The sequence below is a fragment of the Stieleria sp. JC731 genome (genome assembly GCF_020966635.1).
In the GTDB taxonomy this organism is placed as follows: Bacteria; Planctomycetota; Planctomycetia; order Pirellulales; family Pirellulaceae; genus Stieleria.
On sequence record NZ_JAJKFQ010000011.1, the window covers coordinates 1,046,340 to 1,072,501 of the forward strand.

At 53.3% G+C, this 26,162-nt stretch carries 20 protein-coding genes; 9 read left to right on the plus strand and 11 right to left on the minus strand.

Annotation, left to right across the window (positions count from 1 at the left end; all coding sequences use genetic code 11):
- Positions 1-223: 223 nt before the first annotated feature.
- The gene (locus LOC67_RS20770) at positions 224-1,684 is read left to right on the plus strand and encodes an NTP/NDP exchange transporter (protein WP_230264725.1); all 1,461 of its coding nucleotides are present in this window, start codon (positions 224-226) and stop codon (positions 1,682-1,684) included.
- 53 nt (positions 1,685-1,737) lie between these two features.
- Here the strand turns inward: LOC67_RS20770 and LOC67_RS20775 are convergent, their stop codons facing one another.
- The 5 genes from LOC67_RS20775 to LOC67_RS20795 form a co-directional block, all read right to left on the minus strand.
- The gene (locus tag LOC67_RS20775) at positions 1,738-2,535 is read right to left on the minus strand and encodes a hypothetical protein (RefSeq protein ID WP_230264726.1); all 798 of its coding nucleotides are present in this window, start codon (positions 2,533-2,535) and stop codon (positions 1,738-1,740) included.
- On the minus strand, positions 2,535-3,479 hold the full coding sequence (locus LOC67_RS20780; protein ID WP_230264727.1) for an ABC transporter ATP-binding protein: 945 nt from the start codon (positions 3,477-3,479) through the stop codon (positions 2,535-2,537). Before LOC67_RS20780 ends, LOC67_RS20775 begins: the two co-directional genes overlap by 1 nt.
- On the minus strand, positions 3,472-4,464 hold the full coding sequence (locus tag LOC67_RS20785) for a hypothetical protein (protein WP_230264728.1): 993 nt from the start codon (positions 4,462-4,464) through the stop codon (positions 3,472-3,474). The genes LOC67_RS20780 and LOC67_RS20785 overlap by 8 nt, the downstream gene beginning before the upstream one ends.
- Entirely contained in the window at positions 4,451-5,668 is a 1,218-nt protein-coding gene (locus LOC67_RS20790) for an ABC transporter ATP-binding protein (protein ID WP_230264729.1), read from the minus strand. The genes LOC67_RS20785 and LOC67_RS20790 overlap by 14 nt, the downstream gene beginning before the upstream one ends.
- A gap of 368 nt (positions 5,669-6,036) precedes the next feature.
- Entirely contained in the window at positions 6,037-6,303 is a 267-nt protein-coding gene (locus tag LOC67_RS20795) for a DUF2513 domain-containing protein (protein ID WP_230264730.1), read from the minus strand.
- A gap of 520 nt (positions 6,304-6,823) precedes the next feature.
- On the opposite strand from LOC67_RS20795, the gene LOC67_RS20800 reads away from it, so the two are divergent.
- Positions 6,824-9,157 (plus strand): GMC family oxidoreductase N-terminal domain-containing protein, encoded by a 2,334-nt coding sequence (locus LOC67_RS20800; RefSeq protein ID WP_230264731.1) that lies wholly within the window; start codon positions 6,824-6,826, stop codon positions 9,155-9,157.
- A gap of 48 nt (positions 9,158-9,205) precedes the next feature.
- Here LOC67_RS20800 and cydB read toward each other — a convergent pair whose 3' ends face one another.
- The 3 genes from cydB to LOC67_RS20815 form a co-directional block, all read right to left on the minus strand.
- Positions 9,206-10,234 (minus strand): cytochrome d ubiquinol oxidase subunit II, encoded by a 1,029-nt coding sequence (gene cydB, locus LOC67_RS20805; protein WP_315861080.1) that lies wholly within the window; start codon positions 10,232-10,234, stop codon positions 9,206-9,208.
- Positions 10,230-11,708 carry a cytochrome ubiquinol oxidase subunit I gene (locus LOC67_RS20810; protein WP_230264733.1) on the minus strand — a complete coding sequence of 493 codons (1,479 nt, stop codon included), beginning with the start codon at positions 11,706-11,708 and terminating at the stop codon, positions 10,230-10,232. Before LOC67_RS20810 ends, cydB begins: the two co-directional genes overlap by 5 nt.
- Before the next feature lie 800 nt (positions 11,709-12,508).
- Positions 12,509-13,690, minus strand: a complete 1,182-nt coding sequence (locus LOC67_RS20815) for a sialidase family protein (protein WP_230264734.1) — start codon at positions 13,688-13,690, stop codon at positions 12,509-12,511.
- A gap of 596 nt (positions 13,691-14,286) precedes the next feature.
- Between LOC67_RS20815 and LOC67_RS20820 the strand changes: the two genes are divergently transcribed.
- The gene (locus tag LOC67_RS20820) at positions 14,287-14,790 is read left to right on the plus strand and encodes a hypothetical protein (protein ID WP_230264735.1); all 504 of its coding nucleotides are present in this window, start codon (positions 14,287-14,289) and stop codon (positions 14,788-14,790) included.
- Between the two features lie 232 nt (positions 14,791-15,022).
- Positions 15,023-15,634: an alpha/beta hydrolase gene (locus LOC67_RS20825; protein WP_230264736.1), complete on the plus strand. Its 612-nt coding sequence runs from the start codon at positions 15,023-15,025 to the stop codon at positions 15,632-15,634.
- Positions 15,635-16,047: 413 nt separating this feature from the next.
- On the opposite strand, the gene LOC67_RS20830 is transcribed toward LOC67_RS20825, so the two are convergent.
- Positions 16,048-17,337, minus strand: coding sequence for a dihydroorotase (locus tag LOC67_RS20830; protein ID WP_230264737.1), 1,290 nt, complete (start codon positions 17,335-17,337; stop codon positions 16,048-16,050).
- 18 nt (positions 17,338-17,355) lie between these two features.
- Positions 17,356-18,345 (minus strand): aspartate carbamoyltransferase catalytic subunit, encoded by a 990-nt coding sequence (locus tag LOC67_RS20835; RefSeq protein WP_230264738.1) that lies wholly within the window; start codon positions 18,343-18,345, stop codon positions 17,356-17,358.
- Between the two features lie 569 nt (positions 18,346-18,914).
- On the opposite strand from LOC67_RS20835, the gene LOC67_RS20840 reads away from it, so the two are divergent.
- The 5 genes from LOC67_RS20840 to LOC67_RS20860 all read left to right on the plus strand — a co-directional run bounded on the left by LOC67_RS20840 (position 18,915) and on the right by LOC67_RS20860 (position 24,643).
- Complete coding sequence (locus LOC67_RS20840) at positions 18,915-19,457, plus strand: rhodanese-like domain-containing protein (RefSeq protein WP_230264739.1); 543 nt, start codon at positions 18,915-18,917, stop codon at positions 19,455-19,457.
- Positions 19,458-19,572: 115 nt separating this feature from the next.
- Positions 19,573-20,715 carry an FAD-dependent oxidoreductase gene (locus tag LOC67_RS20845; protein ID WP_230264740.1) on the plus strand — a complete coding sequence of 381 codons (1,143 nt, stop codon included), beginning with the start codon at positions 19,573-19,575 and terminating at the stop codon, positions 20,713-20,715.
- Between the two features lie 42 nt (positions 20,716-20,757).
- Positions 20,758-21,489, plus strand: coding sequence for a class I SAM-dependent methyltransferase (locus tag LOC67_RS20850; protein WP_230264741.1), 732 nt, complete (start codon positions 20,758-20,760; stop codon positions 21,487-21,489).
- Positions 21,490-21,715: 226 nt separating this feature from the next.
- A complete protein-coding gene (gene carA, locus LOC67_RS20855) occupies positions 21,716-22,852 on the plus strand; it encodes a glutamine-hydrolyzing carbamoyl-phosphate synthase small subunit (protein WP_230264742.1) in 1,137 nt (378 codons plus the stop codon).
- A gap of 348 nt (positions 22,853-23,200) precedes the next feature.
- Complete coding sequence (locus LOC67_RS20860; RefSeq protein ID WP_230264743.1) at positions 23,201-24,643, plus strand: sulfatase; 1,443 nt, start codon at positions 23,201-23,203, stop codon at positions 24,641-24,643.
- Positions 24,644-24,700: 57 nt separating this feature from the next.
- Here LOC67_RS20860 and LOC67_RS20865 read toward each other — a convergent pair whose 3' ends face one another.
- A complete protein-coding gene (locus LOC67_RS20865) occupies positions 24,701-25,753 on the minus strand; it encodes a transporter (protein ID WP_230264744.1) in 1,053 nt (350 codons plus the stop codon).
- Between the last annotated feature and the right edge of the window lie 409 nt (positions 25,754-26,162).

Consider the following 26,162-nt stretch of genomic DNA (forward strand, 5'->3'; position numbering starts at 1 on the left):
ATTTACACGCCGATTCGGTTTTCCACGATCGGGTCATATTGTTCTGATCGGTACGGCTCGGTTCGACATTGGGAGCTGGTCTTGCAATTGAGTCCTTTTAGCGACTGTTCTACGATAGCCGTCCACTGATAGTCCCTATCACGGTGCCGTTATCGTTCCCAGTGATGAACCGTTGCGGGTAATTGGCTGTCGATTTTCCAAATGGTCCTTGGAATTCTCTTCTGTGACTCAATCGAATCCCTACCGAGCTCCCAACGATTCCGCTGAAGCGACGGGCAGCGATACCGTCCAGGACGGGCGTCAGCGATCAGTCAGCACGCAGGCCTTCAACGAGCAGGGTGTCGTTTGGTGGGCAACTTGCTGGTTCTTTTTCACTTTGCTGAGCTACAGCATCGTTCGCCCGGTTCGCGAAACCATGGGGGCGATTGGCGGTACCAAGCAGCTGCAGGGGCTGATGTTGGTGACCTTTGCGGTCATGCTGGTCGCGGTTCCGGCCTATTCTGCGTTGGTGAATCGGCTGTCGCGACGATGGTTGGTGCGGATCGTGGTTCACTTTTTCACCGTCAGCCTGATCGGATTCAGCTTTGCCCAACGTTCCGGATTTGAACCCCTACAGGTTTGGTCGGCCCGAGCGTTTTTCGTGTGGGTGAATGTTTTCGCGTTGGTCGGGACCAGCATGTTCTGGTCGGTGCTGGCGGATCTGTTTAGCAGTGATCAGGCAAAGCGTCTTTTCGGAAGGATCGCCGCGGGGGGAACCGTCGGAGCCATCGCGGGATCGTTTTTGACCAGTCAAATCGCGACGAAGTTATCGACGCCGAATCTATTGCTTATTCCCGCGGTCACACTGCAATGTGGACTTTGGTTCGCATGGCGATTGGAACGGGCAGTGAGAAAGAGCCAGCAACTGATCGCGACTGATTCTGAGGACCCGGCTCACGTCGCCCGAACTGCCAAGAATGTCGATGAAGAATCGGCAGAAGACAACCTGCCCGTCGGAGGACTTTGGCAGGGCATCACACAGGTATTTAGTTCGGTCTACCTGTTGTCAATTTGCCTGTTCTTGTTCTTTGGGCAAGCTGCCGGAACCCAGTTGTATTTTCAGCAAGCCGATATCGTTGCAAAATCGGTGGTTGATGACCAAGAAAAGATTCAGATCTTCGCTTACATCGACTTTTCAACTCAGTTGCTGACGCTATTCGCACAAGTCATTTTGTCCGGATTTGTACTGAAACGCTTTGGCGTTTCCATCGCACTGATGGTGCTGCCAGCGATTTACATGATTTCATTCACGGCGTTGTCTTGGAACGCGAGTCTGGCGGTCGTGGCGACAGCGATGGTTATTTCCAGGGCGACAGCCTATGGAATCACGGTGCCTTCGCGTGAGGTTCTATTCACCGTTGTCAGTCGGGAACAGAAATACAAATCCAAGAACTTTATCGATACCGTGGTACTTCGCGGTGGTGATGCGACCGCCGGCCAGATTCTTGGTTCGCTAAAGAATTTTGCCGGAATGACCTTCGCCACGGTCAACCTTTATTCACTGCCAATTCTGGGCGTCTGGCTTTTCGCGGCCTATAGGTTGGGGCAACGGCAACAGAAACGGGCGGCCGAATCAGATTCGGCCAGTTCAAATTTGGCTGGTTCCGGTTCAGACAGACGTGATTTGTCCGATCGCAATCAATGACTTCTCCGGAAGGTGCCAAGTGTATAAAGCTACCTTCGGTTGCTAGTCGTCGGTTACGAACTGGCTTGGCCCGTCGGGAATTCGGTTTTCTCCACACGATAAACCGCTGCCACTAGGAAGATGGCGACCATCACGCCAAGAATCATGATGTGCGTCGAACTCGGTTCGCTGCCGAATATGTTCCCTGCATTATTTTGGGCATCTTTCCAGTCCATCCAATTGGTCAGTAAGCCACGGAGGCGGTAGTTAATCGTAAATTCGTTCACCACCGCCGGAATGAAGGAGGCGACGACTTCGACAACCATGGTGTAAATGACGGCTGCCACCATCGTTCGCCGATAACAAACGCTGCCGATCAGGATATATAGTGCAGCGTGGGAAAAACACGATAAGACAGATAGCTTGGCGATCGTCCACCAGAGCTCATTCGCGATTTCAGGACCAACGATCAAACAACTGATCGTCAAGGCGGTCAAGGTTGATGCGAGAGTCCAGACGACTGCGGTCAGGTACTTGCCGACAAGCACCGCCCATCGACCGTTGGTCCGAACGGTGAGGTAGATCCACGTCTGACCTTCGATTTCGGTGCTAATCGCGGGGGCTGCCCATAACAACAGACCAAGCAAACAGGATACTTCTGGGATCAGGAAATACATCGCCATCCCAAATGGTTCGATCATTTCCTGTGCGTTGTACCGGTCGCCCATTTCCATTTTGGCGATCATCAACATGGCAGTGATGATTGCCGTGGGAAAAGCGACCAAGACAACCCAGATGCTGATTCGTCCCCAGGTGATTGATCGACGAAGTTCGAAAGTCATCACGTCGAGTGGAGCTAACAAAGAGTTCATTAGGCTTCTCCCCGATGATGTCGCAGCAACGAATCAAATAACGCGTCTAATTCACCTTCGGATGATCGGACCTGTTCGATCTGAATCTGATCTTCGGTAATCCAGCGTGGAAGCTGTTCATATAGCTGCGCGGGATCTCGAACGGAAAGCTTCAATTCGTGGCGTTCCTGTGAAAGCGATAATGAATCGATCCAAGGGGCATCTGCAAGACGATGCAACAGCAAGGCCACGTTGGGACCTCGGAGTCGGACCTGCTGGCTGGTGCCTTCAAGGATCGATTCGATATCCGACGCGCTGCCAGCAGCCAATAAACGTCCGCCGTGGATTAACAAAAAGGAAGACGTGACGGCTTCGATTTCATGGAGAACGTGGCTTGCGAATAGCAAGCCGTGACCCTGTGCCGTCCACTCTTTCAGAATCCTCGTCATCGCTGCCCGACCGATGGGGTCCAACCCGTTGTAAGGTTCGTCCAGAATCAGTAGCTTCGGATTGTGCGCGATCGCTTGCGCCAGTTTGGCTCGCTGTCGCATTCCGAGTGAGTAGGTTCCCATGTGACGATGCATCGCGGCGGTCATGCCAACCATCTCGAGTGCCTGTTCAGCCATCTGCCGTGACTGGGAATGACTATAGCCGTGCAATCGCACTTGAAACTTCACCCATTCAAAGGCGGAGACGTTCGGATACAAAACGTCCGAAGCGGGGCACAGGCCGATGTCACGCAGAATGTTACGGTTGCTTGTTGGTGTCTCTCCGAAGACTTTGACTGATCCGAGCGTCGGGCGAAAGTGTCCGATCAAAATGTTGATCAGCGTGGTTTTTCCCGACCCATTTGGACCGATCAACCCATACGCACCCGCGGGAAGGTCAGCAACCAAATCGTTTACACCAATCACGTTGCCATATAGCTTTGTGACATGGCTTAGACTGATCATTGAATCAGACACTCAGTCGCCCCTTGATACGTCGGTGAATAACAAATAGTCCGACCCCAGTAATGAGCGACAGCACGACGACGGATGGCATGATGCTTCCCGGTGTCGAATCGATCCCAAAGATCCAAGACTCGACTTTGCCAAGCATGTGAAACGGGGATAGTGGTCGCCAACGATCCAGATCGACTCCCATCGCTTCCCAGTCCATCGGGCCGCGTTGTCTGCGTCGAGGACGGTGAGCGGCCCGCATACTCGAGAACGTTAAAAACTGGTAAGCGACAAAACCCATCACCCATGTCGCGAACCACGCGAATGTCGCGTATCGGCTTTCCGCGGTCAGCGACGAATAAAGGACTGCTAGCATCGTTGTTGGGATCACCAAAACAACGGATGCCGCAAGAACCCGCAAAGGTATATCGTATGTCTCACCAATGACCGAGAAATCTGGCGACAGTAATATTCCTAGCAAGTACAACAGCAACGCAGGCACAGTGATGATCACCGCTAGGAAGTACCAGATGACCGCCGATTTGCCGAGCACATATTGCAGCGGTGTCAGTGGCCGCGAAAAGTACATCAAGTAAGCTTTCGTGCGGATGTCATAGGACACCAGAAGCGGTGCGATCATTCCCGTCAACGCAACCATCGCAAAGAGTTGCGGGATCCGAAAGTAGGTCAAAATCAAAAGCGCCCAAACATCATGCCGGGCCTGTTCGGGGTTTGATTGAATCAAGTCGCCCAATTCGGGATGCCCTAAAGGCAAGCTGACGAATCGTACGATGCTTCGCTGCAAACCGGGTTCGGTCGACGCGTATTCAAACGCGAAGATACCAAAGGCCGGCACCAGGACTGGAATCCAAGCGACCAACAACAGCAGTCGTAACCATTTGCGTTTTAGGACCAGTGATATGCCGCCTCGGGCGACAACGAATGGACGCAGCAGTTGTTGGGTCCGTTGTCGATTCCACGGGCGATATCCGAGATTATTGATTGCCACGTTCATCCTCCGATAAACGAGCGCTGCCAGCCGGGATCGCATTGTCATTCGACCCATGCTTTTTCGCTGCGGCCACGTCGATAAAGATTTGTTCCAGCGAATTCACTGCTGGCTCGATCGCCCGGATCGCGGTTCCCGTTTCCGCCGCCCAGTTCCAGATGGTCATTGTTTCGGTTGATTCAATTCCGAAGACATCCAAGGTCCGTTTGTCTTGATTCCACGCGGATTGAAACCCCGCCTCAGACGCACGATTCTGAAAAGGTTGGTGGTCACCCAAAATCGATAGGTGCATGGTCGGCTCGATGGGACGACTAAGGTTGGCCATCGAATCAGCCATTCGGACCTGTCCGTTGACCAGAATGATCACATGATCGCAGACCGTGCGAACGTCAGACAGGATGTGCGTTGACAAGATGATCGACTTGCCATGCGAAGTAGCGAGATTTCGAATTCGTTTGAGCATGGCGAGGCGTTGATCGGGATCTAGTCCGGTCGTCGGCTCATCAAGAATCAGCAAAGGTGGGTCGTGAACGAGAGCTTGTGCGAACTTAAGCTTTTGCCGCATACCCGTCGAATACGATTCGACTTCACGATAACGCTCTTCACCAAAGCCGCAAAAGTCCATCATTTCATGGCTTCGACGCAACGCTTCTTTGCCCCGTAGACCTGACAATTCAGACATCAGACGGACCGATTCGATGCCGTCGAGACCAGCGATATAGCAGTCATCTTCGGGAAGATAACCGATCGAATCACGAATCTGTTGCGCGTCGCGTGGCCACTTATAATCGAGGATACGTCCATTGCCTGCTTGGGTGCTTAGCAAACCCAGCAACGCCTTGATTAGGGTGCTTTTCCCTGACCCGTTTGGCCCGAGTAGCCCCGTGACTCCCGGAGGAAACTGCAACGAGATATCTTGCAGTGCTTCGATGTCACCGTATCGCTTGGTGACGTGGTCGATTTCGATGATGTTTTCCAGCGTTGCGATTTCCGGGGCGAGTCTTACGGTGCGGGCATGATCATGATGTGACACCGTGCTTCGATTTGCGACGACGGAAAAGAACAGATGACCTTTCAATCGTTCGGCCTGAGAACACGATCGCGTCCATTTTACGGCAATGAATGCACTCGGGTTCGCTGCGACCGTCCAAGTCTTGGCGAGAGAAAGCAGGAAAACTCGAAAATTTGGAAATCGATCGTTCATGCCACCGCCGTGCCAACAACGGTAGCCGCTCGACATCACCGTTCAGCCGACTCGGTCTCTGGTCGTCATTTCAATCGTTTCGCTAGAAAACCGTTGGTTTGCATCGCGTTTGTGTTGCGATGCCGACGTCTGGCGTGGTGACCACACTGCTAAAAACTAGAGCCTATCCACAACAGTATCCGTGCAAACGAGACGCTTTGCATCGATGACGGCCCCGCCTTCTGGCTGACGCTGATCTGACAAAAGGACTGGCCGTGAATCAGATCAGGGCGTGAAGCTTGGGGACTGTAGCGGGTGAGAGTTCAGAACGTTTCAGTCTCGGAAAGGTCGTCGAGATTGAAGCGTGTCTCGGGGCATGATAGGAGCGACTACTTAAGCGTCGGCGTTAGGTAGAGTCCTTTGGCCCGGAGTTCGTCTAAGTAGTTACAACCTTTCCAAGTAAGAACCAGGGGACCACGGTTCGTTAGGGTTTCTTCACCGAGTTCGATAAACCCTGCGTCGGCAAGCAAGAACACGTGCGTGACAACGCCTTCACGCTCGTATCCTTCGATGGGAATGGATCCTTTAAATAAACGCGTTCCCTTCTCTTCAACAAACTCCAACAACTTGCGAACAAGGTACATGTCTCGCTTCATGGATCGAAACCGCTGGCCGGACTAATGCTTCAAGGAATCGGTGGCATTTGTTTCCACCGAATGACGGATGTCGCGTTTGTTAAGGGCAAACACTTGAATGTCTCTTCGGCAGGCAGCTAGGTTTTGTCCGTTCCATTTTCCCGAACGAACTCGGATCTTTTTAGCTGACCCGTCCAACCGAACCATGACGTCCAACCGGAATGATCGGACAGCCAAGCGGGGTGGGTATCCGAGTCGTCGAAAGTCCGGCGACCATTCCACAAAAGACGATCCGCGGTCTCCTGGAAACGATGGGCTAATCCGCACGATCGTTATCGCGGCCTCTCCACAACGCTTTCGAACACATCCCCCGCATGAAGCGTTCAAACAATGTCTGCTGAGCGACGATGATCCTTCGATACAGGGCGAGCGAACGCTCTGCAATGAACGTTAAGTTGTCGGTCAAACTGATTGTCAGTTTGATCCTAACGACTTGCGATCGAATCGATGTCAAGACACCTGTTGGACCAAGGACGGTCGGATGGATGATTGTTTTCCACTGAAAGAACTCTCGCGTATCGCAGAATCCGCGAAGGGGGAGTTTGACCGTCGGACATTTCATCAGTCAGCACTTGCCGCTGGGATGTTTCCATTTTCTCTCTTAGGTAAAAACGAGCAGAAATGTCCTTTGGCCGACATCAAGGAAAAGCGTTTTCCAACCTTGGTCGCAATCCTTTCCGCTCAGATTGATGCCCTCTGGTGCGGTCGCCAAGGAGACAATGCTGCTGCGGTCGCATGTGACGTATTGAAATACGCAGCGCATTTGCCTTGGCGAGTGCAACAAGGGATGAATGTTGCGCTGCTATGGCTGGAGTTCTATAGCTTTAAACACACCGGAAGGAAATTGTCTGATCATCCACCCGCGATGGTCCGGCAAGTTCTAAACCAAGGTGAAACGCGGCGCTCGAGCCATTCGCCGCCATTGATTTGCTGGGACGAAGACCATCTCTTGCACATGGCAGCCGCCGGTCTGGCCATGGTGGGTCGGTTAGTGATTCATTCTCGTGAGCCGGCGCGAACACTTATTGGGTTGGGATGGAGTGAAGAGTGTCAGGATGCTGAGAATCTGGTTTCGATTCCGCCACCGCCACTGGCAGACCTCAACCAACACTACGACGTCGTAATCATCGGAAGCGGGGCCGGCGGTGCAACTTGTGCTGCGAGGCTAACCGCTGAAGGGTTGAACGTGTTGATCATCGACTACGGAGACTACGTCAGTCCTGACGCTCTGATCCAACGGCAACAACAACCAGACGGAACGATCAAGCTTTCTCCACCACGCAGTGATGAAGTTCTCTATCGATTGTATAAAGACGCCGGGGCACAAATCAGCGGTGGTCTTGGAAACGTCAACAGTAAATTAGATCTCGCACTTCCCAATCGTCGCAAAAAGATTCCTGCGCGACAGACCATCAATATTTGCCAAGCTAAAGTGTTTGGCGGTGGACCTTACGTTAACAACGCTATCCACCTTCCGATCAAACGAGAAGTTTACGAAACGAAGTGGGCCGGACGGCAACCGGTCGGTGTCGACTACGACGTCCTCTCTGCCATCATGCAAGGCATCAATGCGGAACTGGGTGTTAATACCGATGTGACCGACATGCACATCAGCGATCGGAGTATGCGATTTGCAGAAGGCTGCCGTATCGTAGGTGAAGATCCGCAACCATTGCCAGTATCGATACGCAAGGACTGCAGCGGCTGTGGTAGCGACAATTCCGTTGATAGCTTTGGACACCATGTTGGCGGGGTTCACCCGTACAAGGCTGACAAGCCAAATAGCTATCTCGTTCAAGCGATGCACAACGCTAAACCCGCGAATGTTTCCTACCGAACCGAAGCAACGCATCTGCGGATCCGACGTAGCGAATCGGGGCGGCCGACTGTAACCGGAATCGATGTCAAACGAACAGACGACAACGGATGTCGAACTTCAGCGACTGTGACGGCTGATCAATACGTTGTCGCATCAGGATTTGGGCCGACAACGAAACTGCTTTCGCAAGGGCTTCGCAATGCCGGTCTGCGAAACGAGCACATCGGCAAACGATTTTCGGCAAATGTTGGAACAGCCGTCTATGCCATGTTTGAAAAGCCGATTTGGCCCGCGAGTTCAGCTCGGCCGGAACCCGGTGTGACGCAGTGCTTTATCGTTGAAGGCCGACACGTCGAAGAAAATGGAAAAGTCGTCGAAGAGCCTGCGTTGGAGAATTGGTTTCATTTCCCAGGCACGGTCGCGTTAGCGCTAACCGGCTGGTTCCAACATTTTGCCTGTGCGATGCGGAAATTCAATCACTTGTCGATGGCTGGAATTGTCGTGCCGACGCAAGTGCGCGATTGCAACTATATCGATTCCTGTGGCAAGGTTCATTTGTCGCTCAACTGCGAAGAGTTTGAACTCCTACTCAACGGGATGAAACGCATCGCAAGGATCTACTTTGCGGCCGCAACAGAGGATGATCCTGTCACGCTGTACCTTCCAACCAAGGCGATGTTGTTGCGGCACGGACGACCGGCAGCGATCCGCAATATGGATGATATGGAATGGGCGCTGTGTGAAATTCGCAAACGGGGGCCTGCCTTTGTCAACTTGTTAACAACCCACGGACAAGGCGGCACCGCGATTGGTGATGTGATCGATCCCGAATCGTTTTTGGTTAAAACCGATTGCGATCAACAGGTTGATAACTTGACGGTCGCGGATGCCTCATTGTTCCCAGCCGGTTGCGAGATCAATCCGCAACTGACGCTGAAAGCTCTGTCAAAGATCGCCACCGAAAAAGTGCTTGAAAGGACGTTGGCCGCGGGATAATTGAAATTCCAATTGATCTTGAGCACGCGATCTTTGCCTCGCGATCAATTAGTAACTATGTGAATCCAATTTGACTTTGCCGCGAAAGATCCAGTAGATCGTTACTGTATAGGAAAGGACGCAAGGCAATCCGATCGCCGCTACAGCGAGCATGATTCCGAGCGTTCGATGGCTACTGCGAGCGTTTTCGAGCGTGACGCTTAATGATGGATCGATCGTGGAAAGCATCAAATTCGGACATACAGCGACGCTAAACAACGATGCGAGTGCCAGAATCACCATCGAAGAGCTGAAAAACGCATACAGCGGCAATCGAAGATGCATGGCTCTGGGAATATTCAGGACGGCCAGCAAGTTTAAAACTGGGACAGCCCATAGAATCGGGTACTTGCTGATGTTCTCCGTCGAATGTGGCACATGAGCCCAGGTAGCGACCGTGACTAATAAGTACAGCGAGGCGAAAACGAAAAACAATGGCGTGATCCATTGTCTTACCCGCTCTTGAAGTGCATCTTCGGTTTTAAGGTACAAGTAGATTGCCCCATGCATCGCAAATAGCGATGCAGTCAACAGGCCCACGAGCAATGGGTACCAGTAAAGTTGACCAAGTAGTGATCCTTGGTAGCGGTAGCCAGGCCCCAGTTCCATGCCTGCCAAAATATTGCCACCCGCGATCCCTAGCAGCATTGCGGCACATAGCGACGAAGCGAAAAAGCCAACATCCCAAACGCGTCGCCACGATTTGGAATGGACTTTCGAGCGAAATTCTAAACTGACAGCCCGCCCAATGAGACAGGTCAAAAGTAGGTTAAATGCCGTGTAAAAACTGCTGAACACGGTCGCGTATGCCACCGGGAACGCGGCGAAAAGTGCACCCCCAAATGTCACTAGCCAGACTTCGTTGCCATCCCATAACGGACCGATGGAATTCATCACAAGGCGTCGTTCGTCATCCGACTTTGCAATGAAAAGATGAAGGATGCCCACACCCAGATCGAATCCATCCAGGATCGTGTATCCACAGAGCAGGACGCCCAGCAGAAAGAACCAAATCCAAGTCAGTGTGTCGTAGTCAATTGCGATCACTGTCATCCTCCATCAGATCGCCACCAAGTGCGCGGCCTTGTTTTTCGAATAGCTCCTGCATTCCACGGTTTGCATGACTCGCTTTGATCTTGGCCAACTGTTCGAGGGTTTCGGGGCCGTGCTGAATTTTATGGTTGAGCACGAAAATCCAAACCGCGAAAAGCATCGAGTAGATCATCCCAAACAGGACGATTGACGCGAGCACTTGATCGGCAGTGACCGATTCACTTAGGCCATCCGAGGTGCGGAGCCCCATCATTTCGACGCCGTCTTGGACGGACGGATACACGATCCAGGGCTGACGCCCCACTTCGGCAGTGACCCATCCGGCATGATTGGCGGTCATCGCGGCGATGGGCATGAAGATGATCACCCAAAGCAGCCAACGACTGTTCTCTAGCGTTCGGCGGTACCAATGAAAGCATCCCAGTGCAGCGACAAAAATCATCAGCGTGCCCAATCCGACCATCAGGTGAAACGTTTGAAACGGTAACCAGATTGGAGGCTGGTCTTCGATCGGAATCTTGTCCATCCCGGGCACGGGAGTTTTGAAATCGTTGTAAACTAAGAAGCTTAAAAGTCGTGGAAGCTTGAGGCCAAAATGGACCGTTTTCGATTCAGCATCGGGCCATCCGAATAGGTAAAGGCCGGTCGGATCTTCGCTTGTTTCGAAATGAGCTTCCATGGCGGCCAATTTGGCCGGTTGCGTCTCAACCAGCCTCTGTGCCGCGTCATGTCCGGTCATTGCCGCGGTGATGGTGAACAACAAAGCGGTCGGCAAGGCGATCGAAAGGCAACGACGTGCGACGTCCAGATGCTTGCCTTTGAGCACATAGTAAGAACACACCGAAGCGACAAAAAAAGCGCCGAGCACCAGGGCACCGATAATGGTGTGGGATAGGCGGTCAACCGACGACGGATTGAAAACCATTGCCCAGAAGTCCGTGATTTCGGCTCTTGGCATTGGAGTCCCCTGCACATCATGCCAGACGATGTGATATCCGGCAGGCGTTTGTTGCCAACTGTTGGCAATGACTATCCATACGGCGCTGAATACCGATCCCAGGAAAACCATCAGAGTGCTAAACAAGTGCAGCGGTGGTTTCACCCGATCCCAACCGAACACAAGGATGGCCAGAAAGCCACTCTCAAGAAAAAACGCAAAGATGCCTTCCGCCGCCAATGCGGAGCCAAAGACGTCACCGACGAATCGAGAATAAGCTGCCCAATTTGTTCCGAATTCGAACTCCATCACGATGCCGGTCGATACGCCCATCGCGAAGTTGACCGCAAAAACGCGAGTCCAAAACCTCGCAGCGATTTCCCATTCGGGTTTCCGTGTTCGGAAATAAGCAAGCTCGCACAAAAATAATTGAAGCCCCAAGCCGATTGACAATGGCGGAAACAGATAATGAAACATTATCGTTCCGGCGAATTGCAGTCGGCTGAGTATTTCGACGTCCATGACCAACCATCCAGAAGTAGTGCCAAGTCAGTGTTACGTCATTGTGGGGACATAAGTCCGACCGCCTACCTTCAAATTTGTCGCATGGGAAGAACTTGTGTTTGACTAGTCTGGGGGAGAACTGCACGCTGGCGCGCCAGCGACTGATTAGACGCGACTCCATCAGCCGCCACGCGCCAGCGTGCGGTTCCCAGCATCCACCACCAACGCCATTTCACCATACCCATTAACCGCGAGCTAATGCTCGGCGGCTGATTTCGACTGACCAACCCATCAGCCGCCACGCGCCAGCGTGCGGTTCCCAACCTCTGCTGCCACCGCTTTTCACCAAGCCCTTTAACCGTGAGCTAACGCTCGGCGGCTGATTTGGATTGACCATCGCATCAGCCGCAACGCGCCAGCGTGCGGTTCCCAACCTCTGCCACCACCGCTCTTCGCCACGCCCATTAACCGTGAGCTAACGCTCAGCGGCTGATTTCGACCGACCAATACATCAGCCGCAACGCGCCAGCGTGCGGTTCCCAACCTCTACCACCACCGCTTTTCACAAGACCCACTAACCGTGAGCTAACGCTCAGCGGCTGATTTCGACCGACCATTACATCTGCCGCAACGCGCCAGCGTGCGGTTATCGGCATCTGCCACCACCGCTCTTCGCCACGCCCTTTAACCGTGGGCTAACGCTCTGCGGCTGATGTGGACTGACCAACACATCTGCCGCAGGCCCGTTGGCGTGCGGTTCTCAGCAGCACAACGGATTAACCAAAACCCATCCTTCTCTCACCAACTCACGGTCTCAATCAGACTCTCCATCTCGCTTGTCGTAAAACCGCTTTCGGGGATGATTTCATCTTCTCATACCAAACGCTCACGAGACTTCCGTCATCCAATTCAACCGTGCTGGGATAGCCGAGATCTCCGCTGGTTCCTTGATCCCAGATTGGCAACGAATCGCTCCACGTTGTTCCTTCGTCATCACTGATTCTGACTTGGATTCCCAACGGATCGCGCCGATGGCCATAGCTCATCAACAATCGACCATCCTTCAATCGCAGCAGATGCGATGGTAGCCCCCAAATCCCGATCGAATGCGGAACCGTCCAGGTTTCTCCTCCATCGGTGGATTCCGTTTGCAGCGTTTCCCGATTGTTCTTGGGATTATGATTTCGAATGTGGACAACCAGTTTTCCGCTTTGACATTCGACGCCATGCAGTTCGTGATAATCGGTAGCCTTGTCTCCATCACGAGTGGGGATTTCCGCAAGCCACTGCCATGATTGGCCGTCGTCTGTTGAGACCGATGCGCCAATCCGCTTTTGGGTGGTCCACAGTTCTTTACCGGGATACAGCAATCGACCGTCGCTTAGTTGTATTGGGCCGTGCGGGCTATTGACGATCGTCGGGATACGGTTGCTCCAGGTTCGTCCCTCGTCGGTGGAACGAATTGCCCACTGCCCCAGTTCCGAATCGCGTTCATTATCAGACATCCGGTTGTGAACAGCACTCCACCTGGCGAGCTGATCTTCGGGCCAAGCATTTTTGTCGCCGCGTTTTTGCCGAGCAATCTGGTCCTTATAGATTGATTCGTAGGCGAGCGAAGTAAACGTGGTGACGATCAATGTTCCTTGATCCGTTTCGAGAGCACCTGCATCGCGATCGTCGCTTGCCCCATCGAGAATCGTTCTTGGCCAAGTCCACGTTTCCCCTTGGTCATCAGAACGCATCATGTCGACACGGCCAAATGGGCAAACGTGGCTTTCACGCCCGCCGGACCAAACCAGCATCAGCTGCCCGTTGCGCCGTAAAATCAACGTTGGCCATCCGCAATAGATGTTCGGTGTTGGGCTAATCGTCTTGACATCAAGCACCGATAACTGGGCGTTCACGCAGTGGGCGAATTTGCCAAGTGCAAGCGTCCCTAGCGACGCAGCCAAAACCGTGCGTCGGTCGAGATTGCTAGAGATATCTTTGTTTGATCGCATCTTCATCGAACCGCCTTCGTGTCATTTGTGGAAATCAAGTTTAGATTCTACGCGATCGATTTACATCGCTGTGCAGTTGTTGTCTCCTGTCGCGATGTTGCTGTTCGGTTGGGATGGGTGTATTTGGGGCTGTGAGATGAAGGTTTCGAATTGTACCCATCACGGTCCCCGTGATGCCGGGCGTTGGTTTGGTGGGATGGGACACGGGTGCGTCACGGCGGAGCGTGACGGGTACTTTTGGGATGCTCAAACTGTACCCATCACGGTCCCCGTCATGCCGGGCGTTGGTTTGGTGGGATGAGACACTGGAGCGTCACGGCGGAGCGTGACAGGGACTTTGGGGATGCTCAAATTGTATCCATCACGGTCCCCGTGATGCCGGGCGTTGGTTTGGTGGGATGGGACACTGGTGCGTCACGGCGGAGCGTGACGGGTACTTTTGGGATGCTCAAACTGTACGCATCACGGTCCCCGTGATGCCAAGCGTTGGTTTTGTGGGATGGGACACGGGTGCGTCACGACGGAGCGTGACGGGTACTATTCGATGCTGGTCAGTGTCATGGCGGATTGCGATTGAGTGCTTTGGGAGTTTATCAATGCTTGAACTGATTTTGTTGCTGACAGTCGCCTTGCCGATTGCCTGGCTCTATTCCGAATATCACGGTGAACGAAATGTGCGAATCGGTTTTGGAGTCGCGTCATTGATGATGAGTTTTGGAGTCGCTTGGTGTGTTGGCAAGCTTGATCGATTGCAGTCGAACATCTATTTCTCAGAAGCGACCAAAGATCTGATCCAGAACACCATCGTCGAATTAGAAGCAGGCAAAGCCAATGAAGTTTTGGAAGGACTGAAATCGCTGCGGAAAGAGTTCAGGCCAACTTATGAAACACGCGATGACTATGATCTGTTGGTTGACACTTATATTCACAAAATCTCAGAAGACCCTATCGAACATCAAAACGGCACTCCGTTTTGGAGCCATGAAACGCTGGAAAGTTACTCTAGCGAAATCAATTCATCGCAAGCACCCGATCAACCAAAAACATCCCGCGACAGTGAGCACGATCGTGACGAGGAAGAGAGTAGTTTGGAGCCATAGCGATTCTGGTTCCGACGTTTAGCCGCTTGATAATTCAGCTAAGCTAAGATGATGCGTTTGCTGGGGTTCTCGCCTGCAATGAATGATGTTTTAAAGTTGCTCTTAATACTCCAAAGAAAGGACTTAACGCTTGAAGTTTCTACCGATTGTCGCGTTGTTTGTATGTCTAATTGGGTGTTCAAAATCTGAAACCAATCCGTCAACATTTGAAGGTGCAGGCGAAGATGGACGAGTGCAAAAAGATTGGGGCCAATGGGGAGGTTTAGAGCTTGCCTATTCCGGCGTGGATCTTGCCAGTGCGGATCAGATCGTTGTGCTGCTGCATGGTTATGGCACAACCAATCAAGACTTGATTCCGCTTGGGGGCATTATCGGTGGAGACCGCCGCGCTTTTGTGTATCCCAATGGACCGGTGGAAATGTCGCCAGGAAGTTTGGCTTGGGCGACAACCGAAGCCGAGTTTGTTGATTCGAAAGATCGTGTATTGAAGTTGATCCGAGAGTTGGCTGAGAAGTACCCGCAGGCTCGCATTTCTCTGGGCGGCTTTTCTCAAGGTGCCACATTGTCAGCGATGGCGCTCACCGAGCAAAACCATTTGCTGGAGCATTTGTTTCTGTATTCACCCGCTCTTGCGATTACTCAAACGCAAATTGCGCAGGACAGCAAGACGCAAGTATTGTTGTCGCACGGACGGGATGATTCCGTCTTGCCGTTTGCAGATTCGCAGAAGTTGAATCAATGGTTGCGAAGCCGCTCGATCCAGGTCAACTGGATTCCGTTTGAAGACGGACACACGATTCCAGAAGCAGTGTTGGAAGCGACAAGGCAGCAACTGGATCGATAGTCGTTTTGATTTCAGTGGGATTGGCAAGTGACAACCGCGATTAGCGCCGAAGCGGCTCATGTGAAATCAGACTGATCCGTGATCGCGCTCGCGATGGTTTGGTGATTGCAAACAAGATGGCCAGCAACCGCGGCTAGCGCCGAAGCGGATCATGTGAAATCAGACTGAGCCGTGATCGCGCTAGCGACGGTTGAGTGATTACAAAGAACATGGCCAGTAACCGCGGCTAGCGCCAAAGCGGCTCATGTGAAATCAGACTGAGCCGTGATCGCGCTAGCGACGGTTATGTAATTACAAACAACATGGCCAGCAACCGCGGCTAGTGCCGAAGCGGATCAAGTGAAATCGGACTGTGCCGTACTCGCGCTCGCGATGGTTTTTGCTTCTATCACACAACTGCTGCTAGCGAATGTCTATTGGTATTGAAACCGAACTTCGCCTTCGACCAGCGTTTTACAAACTCGGCCGATCAACTCCATTCCCTCGAAAGGCGTGCTGATGCAAGTCGATCGGAATTGAGACGGATCGACTTTCCATCCTGCATTGGGATCGATGATGACGATGTCGGCATTGCTGCCAACTTTCAGTGTGCCAGCATCAATGCCCGCGATTTGAGCCGGCCGTGTCGACATTCGATCGATCAGTTCAACCCAATCCAAAATCCCCGAACGCACCAGTGCGGTCGCGGCGGTTGCGAACGATGTTTCGAGCGATGACATTCCAAACGGTGACTCATCCAAATCGTTCATCATCTTTTCGCGGCTACGCGGCATATGTCCCGATTGGATCGCGTCAATCGTCTTGTCTTTGACCGCCTGGCATAGCGTCGAAACATGGTTGGGGCTACGAAGCGGCGGGTGGACTTTGTACCGCGATTCGTAGGTGCGCATGACTTCGTCGCATTGCATCAAGTTGTGAGGACAAACCGATGCGGTGACTGCGACGCCACGCGATTTGACTCGACGCAACAGATCGACCGCACCCATCGTGCTAACCGGGCCGACATGCAATCGGCCGTCGGTCGCTTCTGCCAAACGCACGTCTCGAGCGACGGCCAAGTCCTCCGCCTCGGTAGGCAATCCCTTTAGCCCCAGCACCAATGAAACCTTGCCGTCGTGCATCACGCCACCGGCGGCCATTTCGGGGATCTCGGGCCGATCAAAAATGGGACGGTTGAGCATCCGACAATATTCAAGCGCCCTCTTTAGCAACGCATCGCTACGAATGGCCCGCGGTGCGTCACTGAAAGCGACCGCGCCCGCTTCGGCGAGCAATCCAAGCTCAGCCATCTGCTCACCCTTTTGACCTTTGCTAAGGCAGCCGATCACATGAACACGCGCGGCTTTGGCTTGCGCGGATTTTTGCCGGACAAATTCCACCGAACCGTGTGAGTCGATGACGGGATAAGTGCTGGCGGTCGCAAGGATCGAGGTATATCCGCCGGCAAGTGCGGCTTGGCTGCCACTTTCAATCGTCTCGTCTTCTTCGAATCCCGGTTCACGCAATTCGACACCCAGGTCAACCAGTCCTGGCGCGACCAAGCAGGAACTGGCATCGATGGTTTGGACGCCGTCGGGAATATCTTTATCGGCGGGGTCGATCGCCGCGACGCGACCGTCGATGACGAGCAGCCGACCGGAACGGTTCAGGTTTTGGCTGGGATCGACCAATGTCCCGCCGGAAATCAATACTGGTTTATTCATCGAATAGGTGGATCGTTTTTAAACGCCGGCGGAAAGTTGATTGCGGTAGCGATCGTCGGCAACCGACAGCAGGTACAGCGCGGACATGCGAACGGCAATTCCATTGGTCACTTGTTCCAGGATGACCGAGTGTGGACCGTCGGCGACTTCGGGAGTGATTTCGACGCCGCGATTGATCGGACCAGGGGCCATGATCAAGATGTCGTCGCTGGCCAATTGCATTCGCTTGGCGTTCATCGCGTACAACGCCGCATACTCGTGAACACTTGGGAACGGTCTCGCGTGTTGACGTTCGAACTGAATACGCAACAGGTTCAGCACGTCGCACCGCGGCAAGATTTCATCCAAGTGGTGTGCGACTTCGAAGCCCAGTTCTTGCCAGCGGGGACTAACCAAAGTCGGCGGCCCGCAAATAATCACGTGGGCGCCAAGCTTTTTTAGGCCCCAGATATTGCTTCGCGCCGTTCGGCTATGGGCGATGTCACCGACCAACGCAACCGTTAGGCCTTCGATCGAACCACGGTGCTGGCGGATGGTTAACAAGTCCAGCAGACCTTGCGTCGGGTGTTCGTGAGGCCCGTCGCCAGCGTTCATCACACAGCAGGTTAGCTCGCGAGCTAATAGGTTGGGTGTGCCAGGGGTGGAATGGCGGGTCACCACCCAGTCCACTCCCATCGCCTCAATCGTTTTCGCCGTGTCCGCGAAAGTCTCGCCCTTGGCGGTACTTGAACCGCTGGAACCGAATTCGACCGTGTCCGCACCGAGGCGTTTAGCCGCTAGCGAAAAACTGTTTCGCGTTCGGGTACTGTTTTCGAAAAACAAGTTCGCGCATGTCTTGCCAGACAGCAACGGCAGCTTACGACGACAACCTTCTGTCGCGTCTTTTAACGCCTGAGCGACGTCCAGCAATGTGCGAATCTCGTCAGCCGAAAGAGATTCAAGATCCAGCAGATGGCGACGATGCCATGTGTCTGTGTAGCCGGTTAATTCCGGCAATGTATGGTCCAATGCCATCATCCACGTCCGAGTAAAGCGCTCCGAAAGACATACCTGTCTGTTCTCTACTGGGACCGTAGCCTAATGCATGCAATGCAATCGTGCGACCGGTCCATTTCAACAATCTGAACGCAGGTCGGTGACGCTGTGTTTGTTGAGTCTAGCGTTTGAGAAACCGACTTTTGAGCTTCAACGCTGTACGAATTCATCGCCGTCTTCGCCGCTCCGGCTGAAATTGCTCCGGGGCAATGGTGTCAGGTCCGTTGCATCGGAAACCAAGGTATCGCGAAGCTTGCGATTCAGAATTCGGTTGGTCTTAGGATAAGGGGCTAGGCATGGAAGTCCGGAATCCGGCACGCGCATTTAGGCGGCCAAGCCGGTCGGTTTGGCTCGGTCTTTGCATAGGAGAGGGAAAATCGCAGGTCGTGAATAAAAAGAATGGTTGACACCTCGCGAGGTGACGATATATTTAGGCAGAGACATTCACGTGCAACGGGCGACGAGCCGGTTGGAGTGTTTAGCGTGGTGGGCAAGGCTCCAAGAAATGAGCGTGGGCCGACACAAACAAAGGGGACGATTCGATGCAAACCATTGATGTTCAAGAACTAGCTGAAAAACGAAAGAACGAAGAGATTGAATTGGTCGACGTGCGGACTCCGGTCGAATATCGGACCGTGCATGTCGAAGGCGCCAAGAACGTGCCTCTCGATTCGCTCAGTCCCGCAGAGTACATGCAGTCCCGAAACGGTTCTTCTGGCAAGCCGCTGTACGTGATCTGCCAAAGTGGTGGCCGTTCAGCCAAGGGTGTCAAAAAGTTTGCAGACGCGGGGTATGACGATGTCGTCAGTGTCGATGGCGGAACAAAGGCTTGGGAGCAAGCAGGTCTACCGGTCGTCCGCGGCAAAAAGATGATGTCGCTGGAGCGTCAGGTCCGAATCGCAGCTGGCTTTCTGGTACTGGTCGGCGTCATCCTGGCTCTCACCGTGCACGAATACTTCATCGGGCTGTCCGCATTTGTCGGTGCAGGATTGATGTTTGCTGGGATCACGGATACTTGTGCGATGGGAATGATGATCGCCAAGATGCCATGGAACCAGTGCTCTACCGGTGAATGCAAGGCTTAGGCTGATGCGAGTCGTTGATGTAGCGCTGGGGCAGATGCACCGCCATATGCTGTGCGATGTTTATGGGGCAGTTCGCCTATCGGCGTTTTGCGTTCCGTCTTTCGAAGAGTAGCCGATGGGTCGGAAGCAAATTGTGCTGCTCGGCATCGGTCACACCAACGCTCATGTTGTCAAGCAATGGGAATCCGAGCCGATCCCCAGCTGCGATTTGATCTGCGTGAGCAATTTTCCTGAAGCGACATATTCTGGGATGCTGCCCGGGACTTTGGGAAAGCAGTTCGATCGTGATGCGATGCGTATCGAGTTGCAGCGGTTGGTCGAAAAGGCTGGCGCGGAATTGATTCTCGGCGAAACCGAGACGCTCGACCTCGAATCTCGTCAAATACGCGTTGCCGGTCATGGCGACGTTCCCTTCGATCTGATGTCGATTGGTGTCGGTTCTGTGCCGGCAGGATACGAAGACTATCGAGATGATTCGCAGGTTGTTGCGATCAAGCCGATGCAAACTTTCATAAAGCGTTTGCAGGCTGCCATGCTGAATGCTGAATCGGTAATTCGAAGCGAGGAAAACTCATCGCCTCGTCCGATGCAGATTGTGATTGTCGGAGGCGGGGTAGCAGGTGTCGAAATCGCTTTTTGTCTTTCTCAGCGACTTCAGCTCGACGAAAGATCTGCCTCCATAGTGATGGTCAGCAGTAGCGAGCGTATCGCGGGCAGTCTGAACGACCGCAGCGTTTCGCGTCTCGAATCGATGCTGGATCAAAGAGGTATTCAGGTACATCGTTCTGAACGCGTTGTTGACGCCACGTCTGGGTATGTGTTGACCGAAACCCAAAAGCGGATTGATGCTGATGTTGTCATCTGGGCAACGGGTGCAGCGGCACCCTCGGTGATTTCTTTATTGGGGCTTGAGACTGACGCGAGTGGTTTCATTGCGACTCATCCGACTCTGCAAACGCTGTCCGATCCTAGAATCTTCGCAGTCGGGGACTCGGGGACGATCCTTCAATCGCCTTGTCCCAAGGCGGGGGTCTACGCGGTTCGTCAGGCACCAATCTTGTGGCACAATTTGCAAGCTTCCGTTCGAGAACAGCCTCTAAAACGATTCCAGCCACAGGGGCAGTTTCTGAAGCTGCTCAACACTGGCGACCAAAAAGCTTTACTAGACTATCACTGGTTCAGTTTCCACTCGCGGTGGTGTTTGAAGCTGAAAAACCATATCGATCATGGCTTCATACGCCAGTACCAGTCCGAATGATGGATTGAAACTCGAAATATCCTGCCCACCCAAGCTAGAACTATGAAACGCTCCCTTCGCAGATTCCACTCGCTATTCCTTGCATGTTTTGCGTGCTCGTTCATGTCCGCCTTGGCGACGACCGCAACCGGGCAAGAGGTGGTTGCTGAATCCAGTAGCGTCCCCGAAGGCATCAACAACAACTTCAAATCAGACGACCTGAATGTTGATGAGTGGATTGAAAAGTTCGAGGTCGAAAGTCGCGAGGTCTATTCGGCACGGGACGCGATCCTAGAAGCCTGTCAGATCAAACCGGGAGATCGGATCGCGGATGTCGGCGCGGGAACTGGATTTTACAGCCGGTTGTTCGCAAAACGCACCGGGTGGGGAGGTTGGGTCTATAGCGTTGATATCTCGCCCAAGTTTTTGCAGCACATCGCAAAGCGCTCGAGCGATGAAGGGATCGAGAACATCACGACGGTTTTGGGGACCGATACTTCGATCCGATTGCCGCCCGAATCGGTCGATTTGGTGTTCATCTGCGATACCTACCACCACTTCGAATCTCCACAGCAGTCACTGGCCTCGATCGTTCGTGCATTGCGTCCGGGTGGTCGGTTAGTTTTGATCGACTTTGATCGGATTCCCGGGCAGTCGCGTGATTGGCTGCTGACTCACGTGCGGGCCGGCAAAGAAACCTTCAAAAAAGAGGTGAACGAGTCCGGTTTGAAGTTTGTCGATGAGGTGAAGGTGGATGGTTTAAAAGAAAACTATCTGCTGCGATTCGAAAAATGACCTCGATCGCTCAGCAACCCTTGGCAACGCGGTCTTTGGGAAGCCATTTGGGATCTTTGCGGACCTATGGTTCCGCCATTGGGGGAGATGAAGCGACGGAAGGTTCCGGCGTGGGAAGTGATTTGACCATTTGGCACAAATGCGAGCCGCTGGGCCCTCGCCGAGATCGCTCGATCGCGGTATCCTTCTCCGGTGACAATCAACTCAAGCTTGCTATACAGACTATATGAGCGTCACGGCAAAACTCGCACTCGAAGACGGTTCGATCTACACCGGTGAAGGTTTCGGTGCAGACGGTGAAATCAGCGGTGAGGTGGTCTTCAACACCTCCATGACGGGCTACCAAGAAATCCTGACGGACCCGAGTTATCGCGGTCAGATCGTCACGATGACTTATCCCGAAATTGGCAATTACGGCGTCAATTCGATCGACGTCGAGCATGAAAAACCCTCTTTGGCCGGGTTTATCGTTCGCGAAGACAGTCGTGTCTTCAGTAACTACCGAGCTGAAGGTTCTCTTTCGAGTTACCTCAAAGAGAACAACATCATTGCCCTTTCTGGGATTGATACTCGAGCACTGGTTCGACGAATCCGCGAGAAAGGTGCGATGCGAGGCATTCTTTCGACAACGGATCTTGATGACGCTTCGCTCGTCGAAAAGGCGAAGAATAGCGAAGGTTTAGTTGGCCGCGACTTGGTTCGCGAAGTGATGCCAAAGTCGGCTGTGAAATGGGATACGCAGCTTGATGACTGGACCGCGGCAGAGGTCAGTCGCCTGCGAGGCGATAAAGCGCAAGATGCTGGTGGAGCTCATGTCGTGTGCATGGACTTCGGTATGAAGTGGAACATCCCTCGCCACTTTGCCTCGCGTGGAAACCAAGTCACGGTTGTGCCAGGTGACACCAGCGCAGAAGACATTTTGAAGTTGAATCCCGACGGGATTTTTCTGTCTAACGGCCCTGGCGATCCGGAGCCATTGACTTACGCACAGAAAACCATTGCCGCACTGGTTGGTCAAAAACCGGTTTTCGGAATTTGCTTGGGACACCAACTGTTGTCACTCGCCCTTGGTGCGAAAACGTTCAAGTTGAAGTTCGGTCACCGCGGTGCCAACCAACCCGTACTGGACTTGGAAACTGGCAAAGTCGAAATCACGACTCAGAACCACGGTTTCGCAGTCGAAGAGGATTCGCTTCCAGATTGCTTGGAAGTCACTCACCGTAATTTGAACGATAACACCGTTGCCGGTGTACGTCACAAAGAAGCGATCGCGTTTGGTGTGCAGCACCACCCCGAGGCATCATCTGGTCCGCACGACAGCCATTATTTGTTCGAGCGATTCCAAGACGTTTTGTCGAAGTAAATCGTCGCGTGAATAGCGTTTGAGATAGTCTTCAACCGCGGCCAGCGCCGACGTGGTTCAGTGTGTTTTGCCCTGAGCCGTGATCGCGCTAGCGACGGTTTCTTGCCCTCGTGCGAGGCTCCCGCCTCGCATGCGATGTCTTGCAGGCTCCCGCCTGCCCATTGGCTTGCAGCTCACTCAACCGCGGCTAGCGCCAAAGCGGCTCAGTCAGTTTTTCCCTGCGCCACGCTCGCAATGGTGTCTTCTCCTCGCCTCATCACCACTCAAACTTTGGCTCGACGCTCAACGTTCCATATTCAAAACCAAGTACAATAGCGGTCCCCTCCCCATTCCCTCCTGGACTGCGTCATGAAAACTTTTGCTTGGTTGATGGCACTTCTGGCATCCGTCTTAACAACCGCCGCCAATGCGGCTGACAAGCCGAATATCTTGCTGATCTGTGTTGACGACTTGAAACCTGCGATCGGTTGCTACGGCGACGCCATCGCGAAAACACCCAACATTGATGCGTTGGCCGCCAAAGGTGTCCAGTTCAATGCGGCATACTGCAATCAAGCCGTTTGCGCCCCTTCACGCAACGCGTTGATGACCGGACTGCGACCGCAATCAATCGGTGTGTATGACTTGGCAACCAATTTCCGCAAAGGGGCTCCCGATGCGATCACGATGGGGCAGCACTTTCAAGCTGCGGGTTATCGTGCCGAAAGCATGGGGAAAATCTATCACCGGGGGCACGGCAATTCCGATGACGCGGCAACTTGGTCGGTGAAGCACTGGAATCCACCGGGACCGGCATATCAATTGGAAGAGTCACGCGCCAATCCGCAAAAGGCTGGCGGCAAAACGCGATATGCCGCGACGGAGCGAGCTGAAGTTTCAGACGATGCTTATCCGGATGGGAAGACTGCGGACGAAGCGGTAAAGCGAATCGCGGCAGCAGCCAAACGCAAAGACACTCCGTTCTTTATCGCGGTTGGATTTGTCAAGCCGCACCTTCCATTCAATGCGCCTGAAAAATACTGGGAGCTCTATGACGATGTCGAACTCCCGATGCCTACGGTAACGACACCTCCGGAAGGGGCACCCAAGTATGCGCCGACGAACTGGGGTGAGCTGCGAAACTACAGCGACATTCCGAACAAAGGTGACTTATCCGAAGCAACCGATCAGCGTTTGATTCACGGCTACTATGCCGCGACGAGTTACATGGACGCACAAGTCGGGCGAGTTTTAGATGAACTGGATCGTCAAAAGCTTCGCGACAATACCATCGTGGTTTTGTGGGGCGATCATGGTTGGCATCTCGGTGATCACGGAATGTGGTGCAAGCACACAAACTATGAACAGGCGGCGCGCATCCCGCTAATTATTTCGGCCCCGAGTCGACTTGGAGGTCAAGTACAGCAAAGCAAAGCGTTGATCGAGTCGGTGGATCTGTATCCGACGCTGTCGGCCCTTGCCGGTCTTGAGCCACCGGCCAAAGTTGATGGAGTTGACCAGTCGGACGTGGTCTTGGGCAAGGTCAATTCGGTTCGCGACCATGTCATCCATGTCTATCCGCGATCCAATCGAATCGGTCGCGCGATCCGAACCGATCGGTATCGGTTGGTCGCTTGGGAATCCAATAAGCGTCAGGACCCTGACCCGACCGATTATGAACTCTATGACTATAAAGCTGATCCTTTGGAAACGAAAAACCTCGCCGCATCGCAGCCAGAGGCGGTTGCTTCACTAAAGCTCTTGCTGGAGCAACATCCTCAGCCCAAGCGATCAATCGCTGGTAAAAAATAGGCTGGAGACTCGGAAGTCAAATCCGCCGAAAGTTGTTCAATCGCTTGGTAACAGGGTTTACCAAGCTTTAGACCAGCTTGCGATCACAGCGTAATCGGTTTCCAACTGAATTCCGTCAAGATCTTGAGCGATCGTTGGAACGAATTCAAAGTTGAAGTAATGGCCGTTTTTCATGAATTGGGTTCCCAGTCCCAGGTTGTACCAATAGCCGCCGCGGAAGCTCTCGACATTGGTTTCGATCAGCATGTTTGGCGTTGCGGGATCTTCGCCATCGTATGCGGTACGCCACAAGTGTTCTCCTCGTAGCGAGACAGACCAATGGTCTGTTAGCAAGACGCTGGTCCAGCTATTGAATCGATATTCGTCGCCAACGCTATAGCCGCGATAGTTGCGTCCGATGGGCAGGTCTGTTTGGAACTGATAGCCCACAGACCACCATGATCCAAATCGTTTATAGGTTAGGCCTGGCTTGGCGTTGAATGTTCCGCTGCCCAGACGCATGGGGTATGGCAATGGCTGTGAAACCAATCCGCCGGTCGGTTCAGTTGACTCGCGATAGATGTCGCCAGTCGGAACGCTGCATCCCAGGTTCGCGATCCAGTCTTGGCAATCGTCGCTGTAAAGTCGCAACAACGCGCCGAAAGATGTGTCTCCAAAGCCACTGTTGTGTGTCGTGAAGGAACTGCCGCGGCCTGCGGGATTCATATCGCCACGGATGTGATCCATCGTCAAACTCGGCAGCATCAACATCGTGTAGAGCGTGACATTCTCGCTCGCTCCATACATGACGTGCAGCATGTGCATTTCCATGGTCATGTCGGTTGGTGCAGCACCGGCATTGGTCATGATCCCGTTGACGTTGATGCCAGCTGGCATGCCTGCGGGACCGATTGCGTCGGCATCGGAAACTTTGTCTTTGACGATTTGGTTGTCTTCCATCGACATGGACATGAACTTGTATTCGACCATCCATTCACCTTGATCGTGAAGGTGGTCGCCCATGATTCCCGCAGGGGCATGCTTGTCGGCCAACGATTTGCGGCCTTCACCCGCGGACGCGAATGAGGCCGAAGCCAGGGCTAGAGCTAAGGTGATTCGTCGAATCATCATGGGGGATCCGCCTTGTTCGGTTTAGTGCCCGAGTCTGCCTGTTGAGAATTGGATTGCCTTAAGCTCTCATCGGCAGAGTTTCGCCATGTAGTGTGGAAGCCGAAGTGCGACATCGGGACTTCGTGCGGAAAGCCTTGGGACAACCCGAAGATTCGGCAAGGTTTTACAGCGGCGGTGTTCGAGTAGGACGGGAAGGGAGTCGTACTCGTACTTCAGGGCTCTGCCCGGTACTCGTTATCGTTGCTCGAATCCGGTTCTCGATCGCGGTTGGGGCCAGCTAGTGGTTGCGTCGGTGCAGATTGATTCGCTGTTTTGGTGGGGTGGGGAGTTTCGAGTACGAGTACCGCTTCGCTGAGTACGAGTAAGATGGGAAAGGGCTGGAGCGGAGTTGCGGAACAGCTTCGGGAAA

Coding starts and splice junctions, on each gene's coding strand:
- LOC67_RS20775 (WP_230264726.1), bottom strand. CDS start 2,535: ATGAACTCTTTGTTAGCTCCACTCGACGTGATGACTTTCGAACTTCGT.
- LOC67_RS20790 (WP_230264729.1), bottom strand. CDS start 5,668: ATGAACGATCGATTTCCAAATTTTCGAGTTTTCCTGCTTTCTCTCGCC.
- LOC67_RS20795 (WP_230264730.1), bottom strand. CDS start 6,303: ATGAAGCGAGACATGTACCTTGTTCGCAAGTTGTTGGAGTTTGTTGAA.
- LOC67_RS20800 (WP_230264731.1), top strand. CDS start 6,824: ATGGATGATTGTTTTCCACTGAAAGAACTCTCGCGTATCGCAGAATCC.
- LOC67_RS20810 (WP_230264733.1), bottom strand. CDS start 11,708: ATGGACGTCGAAATACTCAGCCGACTGCAATTCGCCGGAACGATAATG.
- LOC67_RS20815 (WP_230264734.1), bottom strand. CDS start 13,690: ATGCGATCAAACAAAGATATCTCTAGCAATCTCGACCGACGCACGGTT.
- LOC67_RS20820 (WP_230264735.1), top strand. CDS start 14,287: ATGCTTGAACTGATTTTGTTGCTGACAGTCGCCTTGCCGATTGCCTGG.
- LOC67_RS20830 (WP_230264737.1), bottom strand. CDS start 17,337: ATGAATAAACCAGTATTGATTTCCGGCGGGACATTGGTCGATCCCAGC.
- LOC67_RS20840 (WP_230264739.1), top strand. CDS start 18,915: ATGCAAACCATTGATGTTCAAGAACTAGCTGAAAAACGAAAGAACGAA.
- LOC67_RS20845 (WP_230264740.1), top strand. CDS start 19,573: ATGGGTCGGAAGCAAATTGTGCTGCTCGGCATCGGTCACACCAACGCT.
- LOC67_RS20850 (WP_230264741.1), top strand. CDS start 20,758: ATGAAACGCTCCCTTCGCAGATTCCACTCGCTATTCCTTGCATGTTTT.
- carA (WP_230264742.1), top strand. CDS start 21,716: ATGAGCGTCACGGCAAAACTCGCACTCGAAGACGGTTCGATCTACACC.
- LOC67_RS20860 (WP_230264743.1), top strand. CDS start 23,201: ATGAAAACTTTTGCTTGGTTGATGGCACTTCTGGCATCCGTCTTAACA.
- LOC67_RS20865 (WP_230264744.1), bottom strand. CDS start 25,753: ATGATGATTCGACGAATCACCTTAGCTCTAGCCCTGGCTTCGGCCTCA.